We start from the raw sequence: 23,167 nt of genomic DNA, 5'->3' as shown, positions 1-23,167 counted from the left end.
TTAATTTATTTGATAAATTAATTTTTATAAAAATTGCTTTCTCCCCTTAATCCCTCTCCTACGGTAGAGGAAAAGTTAAGGGTTGCTCTCTCCAGCTAAGGAAGAGGGAAAAACGCGGGCTTCTTGTACTTGAAAATTTTTTTCACATACAATAGTGTGCTTTCGCTCTGGACCTGTAGAAATCATAGTAACAGGGACCTCCAACAACGTTTCAATACGTACAATATAATCACGCGCTTCTTTAGGCATTTGATTATAGTTAGTAAGCCCATAAGTGGAAATTTGCCATCCAGGCATTTCTTCATAAATGGGCTTGCAAGTTTCTAACAGGAACTGATCGAAGGGAGACTCGTCGAGCAATTCTCCATTACAGAGATAGCCTGTGCATAAACGAATAGTTTCAAACTCATCCAATACGTCTAATTTGGTTAACACAATACCCGTCAAACTGTTTACTTGAATGGATCGGCGCATACTAATTACATCAAACCAACCACAACGCCGAGGGCGACCCGTCACTGAACCAAATTCTTTTCCTCGCTTTGCCATTTTTGCCCCATCTTCATCCTTTAATTCTGTGGGAAAAGGTCCGGCACCAACGCGAGTCACATAAGCTTTCGTAATTCCTAATATCTGATCAAAATAGAGGGGGCCAAAGCCGCTACCCGTAGCAGCTGCCCCTGCTGTGGTATTTGAAGAAGTAACATACGGATAAGTTCCAAGATCCACATCCAACAAGTAACCTTGCGCCCCTTCAAAAATAATATTTTTTTTCTCTCGGCGTAATTCAAATAATAAAGCAGTTACATCTCCGATCATTGGCCTTATTTTATCTCTCATTTCCATTAATTGGTCATAAATCTGGATATAATCGAGAGGTTTTTGCGAATAATATTCTAACTGGAAATTATGATAAGCAGTGGCTTTTTTTATCTTTTCTAACAAGACATCAGGATGCAATAAATCCGTTGCACGAATACCTCGGCGGGCTACCTTGTCTTCATAAGCAGGGCCAATTCCTTTACCAGTGGTGCCGATAGCTTTATTTCCTAACGCAGTTTCACGTGCCATATCGAGCGCAATATGATAAGGCAACAATAAATTACAAGCGGAACTAATTCTAAGTCGATCTGTTACTGGAATCCCTTTAACTTCTAGTTCTTGGATTTCTTCCATTAATGCCGCGGGAGATAAAACCACTCCATTTCCGATCAAACAAAGAATGTCTTTTCGTAAAATTCCCGAGGGTATTAAACGCAAAACTGTCTTTTCACCATCGATAATTAAAGTATGACCTGCATTATGGCCACCCTGAAAACGAACCACTGCCGCAACCTTATCTGTAAGCATATCGATAATCTTACCTTTACCTTCATCCCCCATTGGGTTCCTAGAACTACTATATTCATCAACTCATTCTCCGTTAACTGTCAACATTCCTAAATAACTGTTGGTAATCCTTGTGTTGTATTTCTAAACTTAAACAAAGATGCCCCTTTTGATCACTCTTTTCAGCCCTTACCACGTCCATCTTGTATAAGAAGGAAATATTGATATGCACCAAAAGAGTACGTTCACCACCTTCATAACGATCAATAAAATAACGTCTGGACTGCTTCAATTATTTCTCTTTAATGTAAAGTTGGCCTTTTTCCAATAAAAAGATTCGATCCATTTTTGCGGATAAAAGGCGGTTATGCGTTACGATGATAAAGCTCGTATTGAGAGAACGATTTAGTTGCAAAATCAAATCAGTCACCTGTTCGGCAGTTTCTTCGTCTAAATTACCTGTGGGTTCATCGGCGAGTACACAACGAGGTTCCGTTACTAAAGCTCGCGCGATAGTGATTCGTTGCTTTTCTCCTCCTGATAATTGTCCAACCCGATATTTTTGTCGATGAATTAATCCAACTTTTTCAACATAAGCGATGGCTTTTTCTTTTGCAAGCTTAGGTTTCATCCCTCGAACGAGCAAAGGGATACAAACATTTTCCAACACATTAAATTCCGGCAATAAATGGTGGAATTGGTAAACAAATCCTAAATATCGATTACGTAATAATCCTTTTTCTCGCTCCCTAAGACGATTGATATCTTCATCTCCCACCCATATTTTTCCTGCCGTTGGTTTATCCAAACCACCTAACAATTGTAAAAAAGTAGATTTTCCTGCTCCTGAAGCACCCACGATCGCCACACGCTCCCCTGGTGCGACAGAAAAATCGACCTCATGTAAAACAGGCACGTGTAATTTCCCTTCGAGATAGGTCTTACTCAATTTGTCGCAACGAATAACCGATGTTTCTTTATTCATATCGCAGTGCTTCTGCTGGTTCTGTTCGAAAAGCAATCAGAGCCGGATAAATAGTTGCAATCAAACTCAACACTAAGGCAATAACAGAAATGTTTAAAACGTCCAACCATTGCAATCGAGAAGGAAGAAAATTAACGAAAAAGAGTGAACTTTTAAGGAATTGAACATGAAAAAGATTTTGAACAAAATTAACAATAGCTGTTGTGTTCCATGCCAAAATAACTCCTCCGATTATGCCAATTAGCGTACCAATTAAGCCAACTATGGCTCCTTGGATAACAAAAATTGACATAATAGTATGGGGACTCGCTCCTAACGTTCGTAAAATGGCAATATCAGCCCGTTTGTCATTGACCACCATCACAAGTGTTGAAACTAAATTAAATACGGCTACTGCAACGATCAATAATAAAATAACAAACATGATCGTCTTTTCCATAGCAATAGCATTAAAAAATGAACCAAACTGCTCCGTCCAATTCGTTACCATAAATCCGTTTGTAAGGGCATTTTGCAATTCTCGAGAGACAACTTCTGCTTGATAAATGTTTCTTATTTTAACATGTAATCCGCTTCTTCCTTGAGGAAATAGTTTCATTCCATCAATCATATTAATGTAAGCAATTCCCGTATCAAAATCAAAACCGCCTTTCGCACTAAAAATCCCGCTAACAGTAAAACGACGAAATTGAGGAAACACCCCCAGGAGTGTTGTTGTAGCTTGAGGAGTGAATAAGTTAACTTTATTTCCGAGAGATAAACCTAATTGGTTTGCTAATTTTTGCCCCAGAATAATATTATAATTTCCTGCAACTAGAGTGTTTAAATGCCCTTGCACCATTTTTTGATCAAGCTTTGAGACTTCCATTTCCTGCGAGGATAATATTCCCAAAACATTCACCCCACTAACCACTCCTTTATTACTCAGCATCCCCATCCCCGTGACAAAAGGAGCTGAAGCAATAATATTAGTGTTAGCATTAATAGTCTTTTGTAAAGTCGGCCAAGTCTTAGAAATATCTTGACCTGATAGAATCGTAACCTCAGGCGCGATCGCAAAAAACTGAGTTCGAATCTGATAATCAAATCCGTTCATTACAGATAAAACTACAATCAATACCGCAACACCTAAGGCAATTCCCAGCATAGAGGCAAGAGAAATGAAAGAGATAAAATGATTACGGCGCTTAGCGCGTGTGTAACGCAAGCCAACATAAAGAGCAAGAGGCCTTATCATAACGGGTAACTATACTAAAAAAACAGCAGTTGGGATAGCCTTGATAGTCACCAACCACAGGGTAAAATGCAGATTATGAGATATTTAAATAACAACTTAGCTAAAATCACCGAGTTATTAAACGATGGAGAATTCCATAATGGGACCGTTATTAAACAGCAATTGAATATTAGTCGCACTGCGGTATGGAAAGCCATAAAAAATTAAAGAACTATAAAATTGCAATAAAACCTCTAAAAACTAAGAGCTATTGTTTAGCTCAACCATTAATCTTATTAGACAAACAAAAAATAGTTAGCACTTTACAAATAAAATCAATTCCACTCGAGCTGTTCGAACAAGTAGATTCTACCAACGATTATTTAAAAACAGCATCCCATCACAAGCTGGCAATTTGCATTTCAGAGATGCAAACAAAAGGTAAAGGCCGCTTTTACCGGCCGTGGCATTCGCCTTTGGACAAAATATTTATTTATCCTTAAAATATTCTTTTGATAAAGATATCAGTGAGCTAGCCGGTTTAAGCTTGGTATGCGGGCTCGTGGTATGTCGCACTATTGAAACAATTTGTCATTTATCTTTACCTATTTTTATTAAATGGCCAAATGATATTATATGTGATAATAAGAAATTGGCTGGTATTTTAATTGAAATTCAAGCAGAAACCCACGGATTCTGTTCCGTTATTATTGGTATTGGCCTTAATGTTAATATGCAAAACGATGCTGACCAAAAAATCAATAAGGATTGGACATCCTTAATAAATTTAACTGAAGCCTATTACGACAGAAATAAGCTCTGTACAGCATTAATTAATTATTTGATTCATTATCTGGAAACTTTTGAAAAACACGGCCTTAGGTTCTTTCAAAATCCCTGGCGAGAAAAAGATTATCTTTTTAATAAATTCTTAAGTCTTAAATCAAGTCAAAACGAATTTCAAGGTATTGGAGCTGGAATTAATGAGCAAGGAAATTTAATCCTCAAATTAAGTGATGGATTTCAAAAAGCATTTTCTTCCGGCGACGCTACTTTAAAATGAAATAATTCTGATCCGACTCAATCCTTCCCGACTTTAACCCTACCTAGCTCTTTCCCATTAGTCAGAGGAAAATAAGCCTCTTTTTTTGAAAAAATTTAATACCGGTTGAAGGGAAAGGTGATCTTGTGGATTCTCTTCGTAACGGACGATACCCATACAAGGTGCTTTTATCCATGTTTTTAAAGTTTGAATATTTTCATCAATTGCTATCGTTTGCGATTCTATACAATTTGCTACCCATCCTATAAGCGGAATTTTCATTTGATTTATTGCATTCACAGTCAAAATAGTATGGTTTAAACAACCTAATTTAATTCCCACCACCAAGACAACAGGAATATTTAATAATTTCACAAGATCAGAAATTAATTCTTCATCATTCAAAGGAACAAACCATCCGCCTATTCCCTCAACAATAAACACATCACTAGGAATTAAAAGTAATTTATTTATTTTTTCTACCAATACGCTAGTTGTTAAACGCAAATCTTTCAATTTCGCAGCAATATGCGGGGCAATCGGTGCTTCAAAAGCTACCGGATTAATCAATTCATAACGCTTTTTTACCGAAGAAGCCTCTTGTAGAGCAAGCGCATCTTCGTTGCGAAGCAAACCATTAATATTCCGACATCCGGAAGCGATGGGCTTTATGCCAAAGGTAGAAAATCCTCTGCCCGTGAATGTTCGCAGCAAGGACGTACTTATATAAGTTTTTCCCACGTTCGTATCCGTTCCAGTAACAAAAAATTTTATAACCATATCTAAACCTTTCTGCAAATAAAAAATCCAATCCGATAAGTTAACTTGACTTTTACTTCATCCGTAAATTTTAAAATCGGCTTAGCTGATAAATCTGATTTTCTCCTCAGAACCAAACAATTTGCTCCAATATATTTGATGGAACGAACTGCTTCTTGTAAAGTTTTAAATTCATTGATAAAAACTTTTTCTTGATACGAAAGAATCGAAAAACCACTTACCGTCAAAAAATTTATAATAATCTCTGGTGGATAAAATTGATTTCGAGAATTTTCTCCCAATTCATTAAATGTCCCTTTTAAAGGGATTGAAAAAGCCATTATACCGGAGGGAATCAATTGATAAGAAAATGTTTTAAAAGTATTCCTTAAATCTAAAGACCATTGCAACCCCATATTACAAAAAGCTAGCTGCAGTGAATTTTCAAAAAACAAAAAATCATCAAAATCAGCTAAAATAAACATAACTTTAGAATTTCTAATTTTTTTTTGAGCTTCATCCAAAAGGCTATTACAGAAGTCAATCGCATACATGCTATTAAATGAAAAGACCGAACTGATTTCTTGTGTGCTAACTCCAGTTCCACAAGCAAAATCAGCAATAACTTCATAATTAAATTCTATTTTTTTAACTGCTTCAATAGTTCTTTGCAAATTTTTGCCGGCATATAACTATACGCATCATAGGTTTTAAATGCTCTATTGAAAGAGCGTTGTATACGCATTTTTTTTTCATTAAACATGATTAATAAACTTTAATAACTGAGTATAAAAATTCTTCTGATGTGTTAAAAAAGCTAAATGCCCGGCTTCAGGGATGACATGAATTATAGCGCTCGGATTTAAATCGTAAAGTTCTTGAGGTTTTAACTTAATAATAACATCTCTCTCTCCTAAAAGATAGAAGAGCGGTATTTTAATTCTTTTATAAGCCTCTCTGATATCAGATTCGAACAAAATTTTTAAATAGTTACATAACAAATCGCGATGTTTTCAAAATTTAGAGAATTTTTAGTTAGTAAGTCTTTATAATGAAGCACCTTATTCGGATAGTTGACCATAGCAAGAAAATAATTGAATAAACTAGCAAAATTTCTTTCCGCTAAATTAATAAATTCATTGGCTTCTGCTAAAGAAATCCCCGACCATCCCTCTTCTTGAATAAAGCAAGGGGAACTCGATAATAAAATAAGTTTTTTACTTTTTGGGGAAACTGAGCAGCTAATAGGATTGCAATTAAGCCTCCTAGAGACCATCCTATTAACGTGGTGTTATCCGGTATCAAACAAGATAAATTGTAAGTAACCTTCTCCAAAGTCAATTTCTCAAGATTAGGCAAATCGATTAAGAAAGACCCTTTTAAATACAAACTACTTTCTCTTAAAAGAGAAGACTTAAATCCCCATCCTGCGATAAATGCCATTGAAGCCTTAACTAACATAGAAAAAAAGCAAGGTGATAAAGGAGTTGAATGATTTGCTCCTCAGTGTGTAAGCAATTTAAGGAAATTCGAATTCTGGCAGCACCTTCAGGAACACTCGGGGGACGAATACAGGAAATGAAAAACCCCTTTTCCAACATTTTTTGTTGAATCCATTGATTTTTTTCATTGTCTGCAACAAGCAAACACCTAATAGGTGTTTCATCCTCGGATATTAATTTAAGACCTCTATTTTCTGCTTGTTGTATAAAAAATGAACAAGTTCATTAAGTCGTTCTCGTCGCCAATATTGCATTTGAACAATTTCTAACGATTTTAAAGCAGCCATACAAAGAGCGGGCGGTAAAGCAGTAGTGGTACGATAACTTCTAGAAAATTGCAAAATGCCCTCTAGAATATCTTTCCTGCCCGAAACAATAGCACCTGAACAACCAAACGCTTTTCCCAAAGGAGTTATAAGGCAGGGAATTTCTAATTGAGTCAATCCCCACTTTTCGCAACTTCCACCTCCATTTTTCCCTAAAATCCCAATACCATGAGCATCATCTACAATAAATAAAACATTTTTTCCATCAATACAGTGATTAATTGCCAGTAAGGGTGAAAGATCACCTTCCATACTAAAAATACCTTCTGTAATCAAAATATTAGGTTTTTTTAAATGTAATAGATAATTAAAATGTTCTAAATCATTATGTCTAAAACGATAATTCTGAGCCTTTGATAATTGAATGGCATCAAGTAAAGAGGCGTGACAAAACTTATCTGAAAGAATAACATCCTTACGCGCCGCTAAAGAAGTAATAACTCCTAAATTTGCCATATATCCTGAATTAAAAAAAATTGCTTGATCTCGCAATAAAAATTCAGCAAATTTCTCTTCTAATTGTTGTTGAGGTTTAAAATACCCTGATACCATTGCCGAAGAGGTGCTTCCAGTTCCATAGAGTTGAATCGCTTCAATAAAAGCTTCTTTTACTGCTGGGTGATTGGCTAAACCCAAATAATCATTATTACAAAAATTAATACAAGACTGGTCATTAACTTTGATCAAATTATTATGTTCTCGTCCTGTAATAACAAAACGCTTTCTTAAAAGTGAATTTTGTGCATATCGATCTAGTCTGTTTTTGACTTTAGCAACTAGCATAGCAACCTACACTTGTGCTGGAAGAGGGATCTTAACACCTAATCGATTTAATAAATTAAAATCGCGATCTTGTCCTGGATTTTTTGCTGTCAATAATTTATCTCCACAAAAAATTGAATTTGCTCCCGCCATAAAACACCAGGCCTGTAACTCGTCAGTCATTTCTTCACGTCCCGCAGACAATCGGATCATTGATTTTGGAAATATAAGCCGAGCTACAGCAATGGTTTTTATAAATTCAAAGGAATCTAAAGGCACTGCCTTTTCCAAGGGCGTACCCTTCATGGGAATGAGCTGATTAAATGGAATACTCATTGGCGGCTCTGGCAGTTGATTAAGTTGCAATAATAATTCAATTCGATCTTTTCGCGATTCCCCCATTCCCAAAATACCACCACAGCAAACATTAATCCCCGCATCTCTTACGTTTTTTAAAGTATCAATTCGATCTTGGTAGGTCCGAGTACTAATAATTTTTTGATAAAAATTAGGAGAAGTATCTAAATTATGGTTATAAAAGTCCAAGCCTGCTTGTTTTAAATCATGGGCTTGATCTTTATTAAGCATTCCCAAGGTTACGCAAGTCTCTAAGCCTAATGCTTTAACTGCTTTAATCATTTCAAGGACCTTTGGCAGCTCTCCTTTCGGTGGACTTCGCCAAGCTGCACCCATGCAAAACCGTTTAGCACCATTTTTTTAGCCAGTTTGGCTTGTTCAATAACCGAATTAATGTCAATTAATTTTTCTCGCTTAAGGCCAGTTTTATAATGACCACTTTGAGTACAATAGGCACAATCTTCTGGACAAGTTCCAGTTTTTATGCTCGATAAGGTGCAAAATTCCATTTCTTTGATATCGAAATTTTCTCGATGCACACTGTAAGCTTTGAAAAGCAGTTCGAAAAATGGCAACTCAAATAAATGAGAAACAGACTCTTGACTCCACGTCTCCCTTTCCATATAAAAAACCTCTTTTATTGTTGAAGACAAAAAGTTTATAATAGTCTTTCCAATTAGTCAACCAACCAAAAATAATGAGTTAACGATATGGAATCTCTTGAATTGCTAGATCTTAAACATGTCTGGCATCCTTGTTCGCAAATGAAAGATTATGAAGAATTCAAGCCATTAGTGATTAAAAGTGCCTTAGGTAGTCACATTAAGCTTCAAAATGGCAAAAAATTAATTGACGCTATTTCTAGTTGGTGGTGTAAGTCATTGGGGCACAACCATCCATCGTTAAAAACAGCTTTAAAACAACAACTAGAAAAATTTGAACATGTTATTTTAGCAAATACGACTAACGAAGTTATCGTCGAACTCTCTCAGCAATTAGCTACGCTGATACCCTTCTTAAATAAAGTATTTTATACAGGGGATGGCTCTTGCGCTGTTGAGGTGGCAATGAAAATGAGCCTACATTCAAGGACTATTACTGGCAATCAAAAACGAACAAAGTTTATTGCTTTAAAAAATAGTTATCATGGAGAAACTGCGGGTGCTCTTAGTGTGAGTGATCTTAGACTCTATAGATCTCCCTATACAGCCATGTTATTTGAACCTTTTTTTATCAGTGAGATTCCCTACGTTTCCAATATTACGGTTGACCAATGGAATGATTGCACCCACCAGTGGAAAGTGATTGAACATTTACTTGAACCCCATGTGGAAACCGCTACAGCTGTTATCGTAGAACCAATCGTTCAGGGAGCGGCCGGTATGAAAATTTACAGCCAAGATTTTTTAGCCCGACTCTCTCAATGGGCTAAAACACATAATATCCATTTAATTGCAGACGAAATAATGACAGGTATAGGGCGAACTGGAAAGATGTTAGCCTGTGAACACGCCCAAGTTATCCCCGATTTCGTCTGTCTTTCGAAAGGTCTTACTTCAGGTTGGTTGCCTTTCAGTGCGGTTCTGACGCATGAGGAAATGTACAACTATTTTTACGACGATTATGAAACCGGCAAAGCTTTTCTCCACTCCCATACTTATTCAGGAAACGTATTAGGAGCCAGCGTTGCTCTCGCTACCTTACAGACTATTCATAAAGAAAATCTATGCGAAAAAGCCGCCGCCTTTAGCGAAATTCTGCATAAAAATATGAATATTGTTTCTGAAAAAACAGGTCAATTAATGAATATTCGAAACATTGGTGCTATAGTTGCAGCCGATTTGCGTTATCATCCCGCTTGTCCTCAACTAGGCTATGAGATCTATAAAGAAGCTATAAAATTGGGCGCCTTACTACGTCCTCTAGGAAATACAATTTATTGGTTACCACCACTCAATATTGAGCTCTCCGTAATTGAAGAATTAAAAGACATTACTATCGATGCCATAGAGCAGGTCTGTGCCCGTATTGATGTTCGATCGTTTCCTTAACTTATTTCTTTAACCGATTAAAAAAAATTGTCATTCTACCTTAGAAAAATGACGATTTCTAAACTCCAACTTCTTCAATACCTAATAAGTCATATTACATAGCCAATTTGATGAACCCAATATCATTATTTACACCAAATGTTTCAAACATATTGTAACGATAGCCATTCACCATTACACTAATTCCGTTAATTAACAAGAATAATACTTCTATTTCTTATTTACTGAGTTGACTGAATGGTGAATTATCACTCGCTTTACTTAAAGCCAACTGAGTCGCAATATTAGGGCTTAGATAGCGTTGACTACTGTGAATGTGAATTGCGCGAATGGCTCGTTCTAATTCTGCTGATTTACTGCATTTAGTAATAAATCCATGTACACCTGCTTCTAAAAGTTGAAGTGGCAGCAATTCACTTTTCATCGCTGTTATGACCAATATTTAATATCAGGATCTCGTCACAACATTTTCTTTGCTACTTCCAAACCATCTGTATCGGGTAAAGTAAAAGTCTAAAATCACGACGTCGGGATTTTTTCTTGTTTCATCGTCAGACCTTCTTACCCCGTGCTAACCCTTCACCTACAATGCGAATCCCTTTAATAGCAGACAACATGAGACGGATACCTTGACGAACTCATACCTGATCTTCGATTAAAAGAATATTAATCATGAGAATTATTCCTTGAAATAAACAACAACCATTGTAATAAATTGTAATATTATTTAAAGTTTAAGTACACTAAATCTATTTATTTTAGATAATTCTTAAGAATTTGATGAAAATGCATTTTCCTCTAGAAAAAAGAATATTAATTAAGAAGTATATTGCGCACTTCGTAAGCATAATTTCTAGGACTATTTTAGGAGTAATTGGAAAATTACCAATCGAAGTTCATCCAGTGTTTAAGCTTGAGTAACGGGATTTTCTTCTTTATAATCTTGCAAACAATTTCGAATTACCAACAAACTAAAGCAATTTTTACCTGTAATTTGTTCATGCGTGTATCACAAACCTTGATAAGATGTTAAAATATTATATCCATTGCTAAGTGCCCACTCTAGCACTGTACTTAAAATCCAATTATTAATTGCGTTACGTTCGTCAGATAGAGCCAGTGAGTCAGGTTAAACCAGAAAAAATAATTTTTCTCATACGTAATCTGAATTTCTAAAAATGCCCAATGGGTTGGGGTATGAACGGGTATCAGTAGGGTTAATAAAGATTGTTCTACAGATAAAGTGTTTAAGAGAGTATGGAAGATTTCATTTCCTTGTGCAATAAGACCACCTGCTCCATATACCGGAAGTGTAAGAGTCGCTTTGCATGTTAATTTACACGCTTTTATTATTTGTGCTGCATCCTATAAAAAAAGATTAATATCCCATTCACAGAAATAATAGTTTATAGAAAGTCCACCTCTTAGAAATAATTCAATTATATTGTGACCTTCTTGATTGTTATTTTGTAAACACTAGTTTTTTCTTAATTAAGGGACTCGAAGTAGTAGTTTGGAGGACCGATCGATCCATTAACTAAACAAATAAGAGCTCAGAATAGGGTTGATGCAACCTAAAAACTGTGTAAATAAAATCGAGATTGTTTTTGTCCAGGCAAACGATAGAACATTTTTGGTTGGCAAATCTTAAATACTTCTTTATTCTAAATATGGGCACGGAAGCAGTAGCCATATGTACCAAGTGTAATATCGTGTTGACACAAAAAGCATAAATTATTGCAAATCGCAGCTCCAAAGGATTAGAAAGTGCCTTTCAGTAAATTATTCAGCAATGGGTAAATTTTCTATTGTAACTTGTCAGGGTAAAAAACCTTCCAAATCAGGATATTTAAAAGAAACTCTTTGGGATGGTTGCTCCGATATGGATTTAAAAAATTGAAAAATAAATTTATAGAAAAGTTGAGAGCAAAGAAGTGTAAAATTTTAAATTTCTATAAAATAAGTAGACTCTTTAAGATAATATTCCTTTTTCATTGAACTACCTGATAAATGTATCAATAGACGGTTCCTCAGGAACTCTTCCATTTTTTTATATTGATGCTAAAAATATCTTTTTAATATTTCATAATTCCTTTTTCGTTGTTCTTCCATCAATGGTTTTCAAATTTTTATTAGTATTTCTCATCCTAGGCTTTTTATAATCGAGGAAAATGATTATACTAGTTAAAGATTAAAATTTTATTAAGTTTTTTTTTAAAATTGAATTCGTTCAATGCATCAAATTAATATTGAATTACATTCCCGAAACAGAAAAAAAAGCCTTAGCGTGCATTTATCTTGTGGGTTCTACCACCGCTATTCTCGGAAGGACTTTGAAAACTTTTGAATTAAGATAGCCTCTTTTAATAGAAGGAAAAATTCTTATTGTATCTTCTTTTTTATGTCAATTTCAGAATTTAACATGCTCGCCTAGAACCATTACTGGAAAACGACCTCCGGATCTATAGAGATGTGAGACTTTATTCCTTATTAATTCTAGGTATTATTTCTCTCTACGCCTCCGCAGAGGTTTATAATAACTCTTGTAGAGTTTGGGATTGGCGTAGCAATGGGCGTGGCTTTTCTTTCTATCTCATCAATTTATGAATTAATAGTACAACGTATGCGATACAACGCTGTTCATCCTAATAGAATATTTATTAGGAGAGAGCGGAACAAAGAAAATCCAGAAGAAAATTCTGACTTCAAAAATGCTTTTCTAGGTAATCATCTATAGGGAATAAACTAATTTCTCTCATAGTCCAGTCTTTAAAAGACATCTTATCTAATGCAATTTCTAATACGTACCTTTTTTGGATATAACATGAATTATGATTTAGCTACAAAATTACTGGTTGAAGAGTACTATCACATTAAGGAATCAATTGATCATAACCATCAAATTGATTCAAAATATTATTGTTTCATAATAGTAAACAATACGATGAATAATATTTTTCCATTTTGAATTTCTTCCTTGTCAATATCTAAAATCATTAATAATTCATAGCACCGTTGAGCATTTAATATTTTAATTAACTGTAAAACCGTCTCCAAAACTTATACCAGCATAAAATTAGTATAGGAATTATTGTCCACGCCAGACGTTCGACTATTAGAGTATTTTTTTGAAATTCATCTGGATCCATTATACCTTAAATTCCATAACGATCAGAATCGAAATTATAAATAATAAAACTACTCCAAAAACGCGCTATCTCAAATATCATCTCTCGACTATAATGTAACATAAATTTAAAATTCTCAGTATGTAAATAATATTTCCAAATGCTATAAACAATTGCAATATTGATATGCCTTTTCGAATTGCTATAATCGGGCTACTAAGTATTATAACTTAGATTTAAGTGCATTATTTACGTTTCTTCCTCTTCATTATTTCCACTTTTCCAAGAAAACATAGCTTCTTTAAATCTATTTTTTCTGCTTGGCGTGCTTGGAATAAACTCCTATAACTGTATAATAATAACGACCAACTAATTTAGAAGTAATTTTGAAAAAATGAAAATTAAAAAAAGGAGAGGCATAGAGTTCATCTCAAAAAATATCCCTCCCTGATATGTTTTTCCATGCAAATCACGGGAACGAGCTCCTACATCGAGGTCCCTAAGTACAGAAAGATAGTTTGTAATAAATTAAAACTATTTAGTTTAAATTTTTAAATCGCATCGTTGCCAAAACTGTTCCCAAGCGAGTTCATTCGCTATCACTATCTTGAAAAATTGATCAACGATAGTTAAAAGCTATCGACTACCAAAAGCTAGATTAGTAATTACTTTATCGCGAGATATAAATAATGAAATTATTTTTGATTGCTATAAGACAATTTTTTTAGAAAATACTATAAATTTTTAAGATACTTTTTTAGTTTGGATAATGTCGGGATTCATTTCTATCATTTTTTTGATTCTGATATATTTGCCTCCGATCTGTTATAGAACTATACGTATTTAGGATTGACTTTTCGTCGTACTTAATTGAATCATGTTTTACAAGCTATTCAATATGAATTCTGTTAAATGATACTATACTAATTTTCGATACGAGCAACCCAATTATTAATAATATTGCTATCAATACCTGAACGTATCTCAATTTCACCATACCAATTTAAAGCCATCAGCTTATATTCAATAGCCAAAAAATGAAGGATTAGCCATAAAGACAATGGATCAGATAATATTCTTATTTTACGATTTTTTTATCAACTGAAAAAATGTTGTTTTAAAATTCCGTGAAATAGATCTAAAGTTTTTTTATATTCTTCCAAACTAGTTTCATTTAAAACAACCTGATCTTAATTTAAGTGTCCCCAAGAAAGAGGTAACTAGTTTGGACAATTAACTAAGTCTTTATTAGTAACATTCTGACCTAAAATTTCAATAGTTAAATGATTGTAACATCCATCAATATAAATTTCTGGGTTGGATAATGAACTCCATCATATTGAACTTCTTCCCAAGTACCTCGGGTCGCAAAATAACCGTTTCCTAAAGTACATAGAGTTTCTCGAAAATACTGTTGAGGAGCAATAAAATCACGATATTGTAGTTGCCATGTTTACATTTTATGTGATTTGATAGAAGCTGATTAACGACTTTAGAAATTTTTCAACTTCTTTCTTATCTTTTAAAATTATAGCGGATTTTGTCCTACGTTGTTCTTGAGAAACGAGAATACCTATAATCCACAATTTTTAACTACTGAAAAGTATCTTCGTCCGTAACATTATCCCCAATAAAAATTAGGTAAATACCAACGTAATGATAGATTAATAGTTCCATAATATGTAATAAGGATTTACCTTTATGTCAATCAACAGCAGGTCGCAATTCGAAAACTTTTTTACCTAAATGTTTTTTTAATTGAGGATATAGTTTTAAATTTCTATCAATTTTTTCTTTGATTACTGGAAGATTCTCAGATTTTACTAAACTATAATATATAGATAAGGATAAAATTTTATGTTCAATGATGATCCTAAGAATATTTTTAAGTAATTGTATCAATAAATTATAAACGTTCGATACAGCTTATTTATCTGTTCCCATCGTGAAAATATTCTGAGAAAGCAGATCAAAAATTTCAAATCTATAATTATCTATTTAAAATAATTATTTTAAACCAATCAATTGGTACAAACTCTCTAATTGTCATTTACTTAAAATAAAAATCGGCATGTATTGTTATAGATTTATCAATATCTCACTAATTTTATCAGTTAAATGGCATGTTTAGGAACCCACTACTGGCGTCAGTGTTCCATCGTAATTCAAAAAAACAACCACTTTTTTATTGATTGATTGCTTGATAATACAAGGTAGACAATTTAATGCGTTAAGAAGTGGCAGAGGAATATGTTGAGACAATTCTTCAAAACGAATCATTCCCAAGTCATCAACTACGCAATCTCTCCCTTCTCTCTTTAACGATTCGCATAAATTTGAATTACAAGCAACCCCAATAATTAACTCAAAACAACCTCGCACCACAGCCTGTATTCCTGACAGGGCATCCTTGAAAACCACGCAATCTAAAGGAACAGTTTTTAATTGGGCAGCTACTTCTAAAAGCATATCAGGTTGGGATTTTCGATTTGAATTCATTTCTTGACGGGTAATAACATCGATTTAAATTAAAAATAAATCTATGATCCATGCCCTTTCCAGTAATATTTGGCAATTTTTACTGGATGATACCACACCTACTCGAACTCCTTCTTGCCTAAATTTTTAGATTATTTTTAGATTAATTTAATAGTAGAAGAAAAAACTTTAATTTCTTTTTGATTCAATAAATCAGAAAATATATTATTTTTCTAATTGCTAAATTCGTAAAGGGTATTTGTATCCTGAGTATCCTCAAAATCCCCAGAAGGAAGTTCTAATCCTCGAGAGAGCAGAAAACTCTTAATACCATCGATACATAACTTGCCATCCACATAGTAGAAATAGTCCTCATAGGTAAACGGAAGTTGCATTTTGTCATAAGGTTCAAAAAAGACATTAAACATAATCTCCCATGCTTCAGCATGAAGCCCGTGCCGTATCGGTAATAAACGCCATCCATATCAAAAATTGCAGCTTTTAAAGGCATTAAATTCACTTCGAAGATAAAGAAGTCGGCGAAAAGATATAATTATTTTAGCATATGGTGCTAAAATATTTGGGCTATCCGAAAAACCTTTGAAGGGAAGATCTTTTTTTCTGCTTCACTTAATTTGATTGGCATATCGATCATTTTATCAGTCAGGGCAAAAGCAAGACGGCCTACTATCGAAAAATAAAAAAATAGCCCACAGCAAAAAGACATGGCGCCGATAATAACCGCTCCAATACCAAACCACTCATCTGTTATAAAGACCAAAAAAGGTAGAACATGTAAATCCTTAGTCTCTCAGTACATGTTTTTCTGTATAGGATTCTTTAACGGTGCGAGCTGTGCTAAAAAAGCATGTTTCCACCAATCCAATCGTTAACCATTTGACCATCTCAAACGCTGTTTTATAAACCCTCTTACATTTTGAATTCCCTGGGAGCGTAAAATTTGATTTACTTCAATTTCTGAAGGCCTTGTGACTCCATAATAGGATGGGACTTTGGAAAGGAGATGTATTTCTAAGCCATCAGGTATTTGATTCTTCTTGGAATTGCTGTAGACAAGAAAGTTGCAGACTGTTTAAGCTTTATCAATTTCAATCACTCCATATTGCACAATCAATTTAATTAATTCAATATCATTTCCTACATTCAACTTTTCAAACATTTCAATAGCGGTGAGAGTACACCGTCCTTAGTACTAATATGTAATTGTTTAGCAATTTCTTCTGCTTTCATCCCTTTGGCTAGCAAATAACAAAACTTCCATTTCTCAATCACTCAAGTCATCAAACGGTGACTCCGAAGCAGTGGCTTTCCTTAAAGCTAAGCGGCTTGTCACCGCCGAACTATATAATGTATCGCTGACCACTATGCACTGCACGAATGGCATGTTCTAACTCAGTAGAATCGCTACTTTTAGTAACGAATCCATGTACGCCTGCTTCAAGCAAACGTATAGGAAGCAACTCATTTTTCATCCCTGTAACAACTAGTATTTTATATCCGGATCACGACGTAAAAATTTTTGAGCAAGCTCAAGGCTATTCGTATCAGGTAGTTGAAAGTTGAGGATAACCACATCGAGTTCTTTTTCCAGTCGCAGAGTAAACCATTCTTCCCCGGTATTCGATTCTCCGACTATACACATACCCTTGATTCGTTCTAGCATCAAGCACATACCGCAACGAATCAATACATGCTCTTCGATTAAAAGAACATTGATCAAAGCTTATTTTCCCTCTTAATGCTACTCCACAGAGGAGGCTTACTGCAATCAAATCTCATATAAAAACAGAGGTAAAAGCAAATAATTAGCGAAGACATGAAAGTTTTTCTCATTTTTCGCTCAATTTAATAATCACCTTAACCGAATCCTAAGAATAGCTCGATATAATATTAATGATGTTTAACCAATTTGATTAAGGCACGAATTTAAAGTATGGATCCAACAAAATACACAGACCTGAAGTAACTTATGCTTATGTAGAGCAACGCCTTAGATTATAGTCTATATCAATCCTCTTCCTTCACCAATATTATATCGGAGATGCTTCTTATCAGAATTTAGTCACGAGAATTGAATTACACAGCAATCATTTACCTTACCCACTTATATTTTTTTCAACCTGCCTGAACTATATTCAACCTTATCTTTACAGTATTTAAAGAATTATTAATGTCTACTCCGTTAAGCATCCTCAATGGGCGGTCCCTAAATATATTTGATTTTTTTTGATGACGAATAATTTATAAAATGACGCTTTTATCGGATTGTTCGAAAGGGGATTTTCAGGAAAAGATTTTTACAAAAAGCTGGGTGACACAGGCATTAGCTTGCTTTATTAGCACCAATACATGCCGGCAATTATTCAAAGAGCTTTTAAGAGTAAAACCAGAATTAATGCAAGAAATTTCTGCAGAAACATTTTACCGTACGGAAATAGTGAGAGTTAGAGTATCCCCATTTTATGGGTTAACACCTACCCTGATAGAAGATCGCTTCCCCTAGAAATATTCCTCCAAAATCTTCAATTGGAGTAAGGAATTACAGCAGAAGCCCTTTGTCGTCTTGTGCTCCAAGAACTTGAACCATGGGGGCGGGGGCGCCCGCCCCGGCTCTGGCATTTTATTGGCTTATTGGTGCTGCAGATAGAGAAGCGTATGACCTATTTATGAGGTTTCTCGATACTCCGAGGGGATAATCCAAAACATCAGGGATGAAAACCTTTGTCGCCCTATTTTAATGGGTCCTTATGAATGCGCTTCTACACTGTTTTTGCTTGTTGATTTCTACTCACGACGTAAAATTATGTTTGACAAACTACTGGAAACTAAACCTAAATTACTTTCAGAAATTTCTGCTATGGCACTCGGACGACCCCCTCCCCCCTTGGACACGCCGCCCATGGAAAAGCATTTCTCCTTTTTATTTACTCAGCACCTTATCCGAAGGTATAGCGTTACTTGATCGGATGGTAATAGAAAATTCCTCCCTCGCTTTGGAAATCACAGCTCCAATCCTCCAGCATCCAACAAGTGCGAAGGAAGATGGATGTTGCGGGGCTTCTTCCTTTCTTTTGGCTAACAAAGTCTCCTGAAGGCCTAAGCCTATTAACAAAGTTATTTATCAAAAATCCTAAGTTGGCAAAGAGGATTAGCGGCACAGCATTATGTTCTCATAAGTTCTCATAACTAAGATAAGGCCCTTATGCGGGGCTCTCCACATTCTATAATTTAGCTAGCACCAAGGAAGGCACTAAATTACTTGCATTATTGATAACAAAAAATCCTGAATTTAGTTAAAGAGATTTCCTCCAAAACGCTCTATAGCCTGGTTTCGCCAAATCCGTCCACTAAAATTTCAGCTTTTTATATGCTTTCTACCCTTCCTTATGGCTTTCCTATAGCCGCTCTCTCCTTTCTCAACATATGTTAGAAAATCCAAACTTTGATACCACAGGCTCTTACTAATGAAATCGGCTTAGAAGCCTGTGTTGTGCCATTCCAGAAGGAAAATCTTACCGGCGGGCGGTTCTTCTACACTTTTTTGGCTTGGCGGAACGTCTGAGAGGAGACCGCTTCTCTCTGGCAACTCCTAGCAAAAATTTCCAATTAATCTTTAAAATTTCAGCGAGGGGCACTTTATCAAGTCATCATTCAAGGTCCAAATAAGGGTGCTTCGTTATTCTTTTTGTTTGAGCGCCTGTCCTCAAGGTAGAGCGATAACTTAATGATCTATTTACTGAAAATCTCAATTTAGTAAAAGAAATTACGATGGATATATTTTCCTATTCTCAACCACCTAATACCTCTTACGACTCTTCAGTACTTTACTTTCTTAGCTTACGCGATAGGTTTAGATGTGCTTAAAAAATAATAGCGGTTAATTCCCCAATTACTTCATGAAATTTCCGCCACCTTGTTTTTTTCAACCAGCCTCGAGTAATTAAGATGGAAATTCTCCTGTTTATCAACTGGCCAGAACCTCTAGAGGATTAGTTTTATTAAAAAAATTACTGACTAGAAGTTCTCAACTCAACTCGCAAAAGAAATTTCTACGCGAGTACTTTGCAATCTGACTACGAGATCGACTGCTAGCGATTTACATCCTTCTGCGCTTTGTTGGCTAACCGGCCCGCCAGAGCTAACGAGATTTATTTGCATTACTTGTTAGGAGACGATAAAAGCGCTTTAGCTAAAAAATTACCGCTGAAGCTTTATGCCACGCGCTAACTTCAAACACTCACATGGGTTTACCTCCTTTTTTTGAGGGGGGCTTGTTTCTTCTTCTCCCGAAAGAGCCTTACTTATAGAATTATTAAATGCCAATGAGGAATTAGCTCTAAAAATCACAACTCAGGCCATCAGCTAACCAATGACAGGAGAAGCCAGCACAGGAACTACTGCACTCTTTTGGCTTACTACTTCTCCGAATTCTATCATCCTTCTAAGGAAAATTTTGACTGTTTATCGACAAGCCTTCTAAAATAACCACACAGCGCTTTGTTGAAAAGTTAGAACACTGGTTGCGGGATTTTCACGATTTTCGATGTTAATTCGCTCCTAAGGAGTGTTGTGAAATTTTAAAAAATTTAATTTCTTTAAATGAGAATTTAGCCGTTAATTTATGTCTAGAATTTTTAACCCCGAAAAAAACTCTGAAAAGAGAGTCTGCCAGTGATATACCTCATCGCTTAAAAGGTCTGTATTACGTGATCACGGAATTATTGCAGCCCGGGAAGAAAAATTTGGTTCGAGATTAAATTGACGAAAGTTCTTTCTCGCTGGCAGAAAAAGAAGAAATGAAGAATGAAATGAATATCTTGATAGTAAAAGTGGAGAAAAGAGATTCATCTTTGTTATTCAGATCCAAACACCATTTACATTCTCAAAAAAATGGTCAAAATTAAAAGGAAGAGAAGACATCTAAAAAAGCCTGTTCGCGTCCCTTTGGATAATCTATTTTAAATAAAAGACCTAGCCCTTCGCTGCTTGTATTTTCTAGTCTATGATCAGATGCTGAAGCATAGCCCTCGGTTTGAGATGACAAAAGAGTCTGTCTCTCTTCAGTCCTTCTTTATAAATAATTGATGTACTAATTGATGTACGAGTGGAAAATTGACAAAATTCCACGTCCTAGATATTCTCCTGTTAATTCTATTAATGGTCGAAAGCTAATAAAATTCACTGGTTACAGAATGGAAAAAAGAAACCGCTACAAAGGCAATTGTGCCTGCTCTCCAGAAACCTCTAGAGATCACGTTCATAAACGTCTGTATCAATTTCCGTATTATCTTTTTCTCGAAGCTTTTCAATAAACTGACCTAAGGTAACTAATAAACAAAGTAAATATGACTCTGGAAGCAGTCCCCACTACTCTACACCCCCTTCTAAAATAATACCTCGCCTTATCTTAATTCCCCGATAATTTCATTACGTTATACATTATCTTAATATATTAACATATTAACTTTAAAAAGGATTATACATTATAAGAAAGAAAATTACACCTAATTCTATAATTCTTAAGTCCGTTAGGAAAAGGAAACAAAATTGATTTTTGATTGATTCCGATAAATTAATTACTAAAATATCTCCTAAAAAATATAATTACTTTTTTAGTCTTTTTTTTAGTCTTATTAAATTATTTTAATAAATCTAGGAAATAAGTTAACAAAATATTAATGGAAACTAAAGACACTTGCTCTGGCTGAATAATGGACTATATATACCCTAAATAATTTAATATTTCTCTAATATTTATCTAACTCTAACAGCTTATTCCTAACTAGGAGCTTAAAGATGAGGTACGAGGACGATTCTCCTATCAGGCAGATATTTGGTCCTAAAGATTTATTTTCTTTCGAAAGGTCAACTTTTACTACTCCCTTAATCATAGATATTCAACAGAAGGTTTAGAAAGTCGAAGGTATCAGATTCTAAGGGAGCAGGATACGCAAGCTATTCTTTTTTAGATAATCAATTGAAGCATTTAAAAAAGGCTTTTAAAAATAAGGATATAAAAGAAACTCACCTCATGTGTAAAAAATCCGCAATTACGCATTTTTTTCTAGTTCAACCAATTAGCAATATTTCTGGAAGTCTACAAATCATATCCTTATGGGAATTAACTGATTTTTTCAATTAATTCTCGTCAGCGGCAATAATTTAATTATCAATCAAATATGGTGGAATAATCCTTATAACTCACTGTTAAGAGATGCTTTTACGGTAGAAGAATTCATAGCTACATTGATAATCATCAAGCCGTTGGCCTGTCGCTTGCCCTTGGAGAACAAGCAATCAATTTCGCACACATTTTAACAAGTCACTATACCAAAATAATTAAATCAATATGGCAAGATAAGATCACGGGAATCCCTTCCTTAAGTCATTGCAAGAATGGATATCAGCTGAACGCGAATTCTCCAATTTACCCTCAATCTCAAATTTAGACGCTCTTTTATATTTTCACTATGCACTGGAAAGTCCCTATGTGTTCGTTATTTTGAAAATATGAAAAGGAAGGAAATGACCTCTATTTGCGACAATAGCTATAGAGCGAAGAGGTTGGTTTAGAAAAATAGAATAGACAGTACATTTCACTGATTACTTTGATCAATTACCTTCACTGGGCTTTAGAAACAAAGGTTGAGTGCATTAAAAGCTGAATTTATCTGGAACTATAATAAATTATTAACATACCTTTTGCAATCCAGAATGTCCTCATGAGGTATTAATAACAACCTTTAGAGCTGCCTTAAGAAGTAAAAATCTCTGTTTTTAGCTAAAATCTGGGACAGTAATAATATATCTACTTACGTCACATTTATATAGGCATTTCTTCTAGTCCAATGCTCCCCTTCCAAACTTTAGTCGAACAAGATTTTTCATTACTTTTAATAAATTATGCCTTCTAGATAGTTTTGTTTCTTTGGAATTATAACAAAAAATTAAAAGCTTGGTACCAAAGAGACGTGCCTAACTTTAAGAAACCTTCTTTTGATTCAGATACTCTGTTAATTAACAAAACTTTAATCTCTTACTGAATGAAGAGCTAGATCTTATTTCTAACTAAATAAGAGATGTTTAGGGATTTAAAGGACTTCTACGGGCGGCTATTATTCCCATGCTCTTCCCGAAGAAAAAGAAGAGCTGGTTAAGCTTGTCTTGATCAGTTCAGTTATCCTACCTGAGGAAGATTCTATCCTACCTGA

General features: G+C 34.8%; 12 protein-coding genes and 6 pseudogenes. 4 read left to right on the top strand and 14 right to left on the bottom strand.

Going from position 1 to position 23,167, the window contains the following annotated elements; translation table 11 throughout:
• Nucleotides 1-75 precede the first annotated feature (75 nt).
• The 3 genes and pseudogenes from B1F79_RS02660 to B1F79_RS02650 form a co-directional block, all read right to left on the bottom strand.
• Nucleotides 76-1,409, bottom strand: a pseudogene (locus B1F79_RS02660) (adenylosuccinate synthase).
• A 212-nt stretch (nt 1,410-1,621) separates the two neighbouring features.
• Entirely contained in the window at nt 1,622-2,314 is a 693-nt protein-coding gene (locus tag B1F79_RS02655) for an ABC transporter ATP-binding protein (protein ID WP_251365888.1), read from the bottom strand.
• Nucleotides 2,307-3,551: a lipoprotein-releasing ABC transporter permease subunit gene (locus B1F79_RS02650; RefSeq protein ID WP_251365887.1), complete on the bottom strand. Its 1,245-nt coding sequence runs from the start codon at nt 3,549-3,551 to the stop codon at nt 2,307-2,309. Before B1F79_RS02650 ends, B1F79_RS02655 begins: the two co-directional genes overlap by 8 nt.
• A gap of 75 nt (nt 3,552-3,626) precedes the next feature.
• Between B1F79_RS02650 and B1F79_RS02645 the strand changes: the two genes are divergently transcribed.
• From B1F79_RS02645 to B1F79_RS02640, 3 genes are read left to right on the top strand one after another with little or no spacing between them, the layout of a single operon-like run.
• Nucleotides 3,627-3,758, top strand: coding sequence for an HTH domain-containing protein (locus tag B1F79_RS02645; protein WP_251365886.1), 132 nt, complete (start codon nt 3,627-3,629; stop codon nt 3,756-3,758).
• A complete protein-coding gene (locus tag B1F79_RS06865; RefSeq protein ID WP_372443116.1) occupies nt 3,737-4,033 on the top strand; it encodes a lipoate--protein ligase family protein in 297 nt (98 codons plus the stop codon). The genes B1F79_RS02645 and B1F79_RS06865 overlap by 22 nt, the downstream gene beginning before the upstream one ends.
• Complete coding sequence (locus tag B1F79_RS02640; RefSeq protein WP_251365885.1) at nt 3,994-4,593, top strand: biotin--[acetyl-CoA-carboxylase] ligase; 600 nt, start codon at nt 3,994-3,996, stop codon at nt 4,591-4,593. Before B1F79_RS06865 ends, B1F79_RS02640 begins: the two co-directional genes overlap by 40 nt.
• 57 nt (nt 4,594-4,650) lie before the next feature.
• On the opposite strand, the gene bioD is transcribed toward B1F79_RS02640, so the two are convergent.
• From bioD to bioB, 6 genes and pseudogenes are all read right to left on the bottom strand, one after another.
• Nucleotides 4,651-5,352 (bottom strand): dethiobiotin synthase, encoded by a 702-nt coding sequence (bioD, locus tag B1F79_RS02635; protein ID WP_251365884.1) that lies wholly within the window; start codon nt 5,350-5,352, stop codon nt 4,651-4,653.
• Nucleotides 5,353-5,354: 2 nt separating this feature from the next.
• Nucleotides 5,355-6,005, bottom strand: a complete 651-nt coding sequence (locus tag B1F79_RS02630) for a methyltransferase domain-containing protein (protein WP_251365883.1) — start codon at nt 6,003-6,005, stop codon at nt 5,355-5,357.
• 475 nt (nt 6,006-6,480) lie between these two features.
• Nucleotides 6,481-6,774 carry an alpha/beta fold hydrolase gene (locus B1F79_RS02625; protein WP_251365882.1) on the bottom strand — a complete coding sequence of 98 codons (294 nt, stop codon included), beginning with the start codon at nt 6,772-6,774 and terminating at the stop codon, nt 6,481-6,483.
• A gap of 11 nt (nt 6,775-6,785) precedes the next feature.
• The gene (locus B1F79_RS06860) at nt 6,786-6,977 is read right to left on the bottom strand and encodes a hypothetical protein (RefSeq protein ID WP_372443115.1); all 192 of its coding nucleotides are present in this window, start codon (nt 6,975-6,977) and stop codon (nt 6,786-6,788) included.
• A gap of 29 nt (nt 6,978-7,006) precedes the next feature.
• A complete protein-coding gene (locus tag B1F79_RS02620) occupies nt 7,007-7,942 on the bottom strand; it encodes an aminotransferase class I/II-fold pyridoxal phosphate-dependent enzyme (RefSeq protein WP_251365881.1) in 936 nt (311 codons plus the stop codon).
• Between the two features lie 6 nt (nt 7,943-7,948).
• Nucleotides 7,949-8,901, bottom strand: a pseudogene (gene bioB, locus B1F79_RS02615) (biotin synthase BioB).
• Nucleotides 8,902-8,988: 87 nt separating this feature from the next.
• Here bioB and bioA point away from each other — a divergent pair.
• Nucleotides 8,989-10,329 carry an adenosylmethionine--8-amino-7-oxononanoate transaminase gene (gene bioA, locus B1F79_RS02610; RefSeq protein ID WP_251365880.1) on the top strand — a complete coding sequence of 447 codons (1,341 nt, stop codon included), beginning with the start codon at nt 8,989-8,991 and terminating at the stop codon, nt 10,327-10,329.
• Between the two features lie 94 nt (nt 10,330-10,423).
• Here the strand turns inward: bioA and B1F79_RS06575 are convergent.
• The 5 genes and pseudogenes from B1F79_RS06575 to B1F79_RS02595 all read right to left on the bottom strand — a co-directional run bounded on the left by B1F79_RS06575 (nt 10,424) and on the right by B1F79_RS02595 (nt 17,676).
• Nucleotides 10,424-10,946, bottom strand: a pseudogene (locus tag B1F79_RS06575) (response regulator).
• 2,538 nt (nt 10,947-13,484) lie between these two features.
• Nucleotides 13,485-13,658: pseudogene (locus tag B1F79_RS06855) on the bottom strand (hypothetical protein); the annotation flags it as partial.
• Between the two features lie 1,078 nt (nt 13,659-14,736).
• A pseudogene (locus B1F79_RS06850) lies at nt 14,737-14,886 on the bottom strand (hypothetical protein); the annotation flags it as partial.
• 698 nt (nt 14,887-15,584) lie between these two features.
• Nucleotides 15,585-15,956, bottom strand: coding sequence for an HAD family hydrolase (locus B1F79_RS02600; protein ID WP_251365878.1), 372 nt, complete (start codon nt 15,954-15,956; stop codon nt 15,585-15,587).
• A gap of 1,072 nt (nt 15,957-17,028) precedes the next feature.
• Nucleotides 17,029-17,676: pseudogene (locus B1F79_RS02595) on the bottom strand (LuxR C-terminal-related transcriptional regulator).
• Nucleotides 17,677-23,167 lie beyond the last annotated feature (5,491 nt).

This window comes from Coxiella-like endosymbiont of Rhipicephalus sanguineus (assembly GCF_018687865.1).
Note: the sequence above shows the minus strand (reverse complement) of the source record. Positions and strands in the feature narration are given on the sequence as shown.

Coding starts and splice junctions, on each gene's coding strand:
- B1F79_RS06865 (WP_372443116.1), top strand. CDS start 3,737: ATGGAAAGCCATAAAAAATTAAAGAACTATAAAATTGCAATAAAACCT.
- B1F79_RS02645 (WP_251365886.1), top strand. CDS start 3,627: ATGAGATATTTAAATAACAACTTAGCTAAAATCACCGAGTTATTAAAC.
- bioA (WP_251365880.1), top strand. CDS start 8,989: ATGGAATCTCTTGAATTGCTAGATCTTAAACATGTCTGGCATCCTTGT.
- bioD (WP_251365884.1), bottom strand. CDS start 5,352: ATGGTTATAAAATTTTTTGTTACTGGAACGGATACGAACGTGGGAAAA.
- B1F79_RS02620 (WP_251365881.1), bottom strand. CDS start 7,942: ATGCTAGTTGCTAAAGTCAAAAACAGACTAGATCGATATGCACAAAAT.
- B1F79_RS02650 (WP_251365887.1), bottom strand. CDS start 3,551: ATGATAAGGCCTCTTGCTCTTTATGTTGGCTTGCGTTACACACGCGCT.
- B1F79_RS02625 (WP_251365882.1), bottom strand. CDS start 6,774: ATGGCATTTATCGCAGGATGGGGATTTAAGTCTTCTCTTTTAAGAGAA.
- B1F79_RS02655 (WP_251365888.1), bottom strand. CDS start 2,314: ATGAATAAAGAAACATCGGTTATTCGTTGCGACAAATTGAGTAAGACC.
- B1F79_RS02600 (WP_251365878.1), bottom strand. CDS start 15,956: ATGAATTCAAATCGAAAATCCCAACCTGATATGCTTTTAGAAGTAGCT.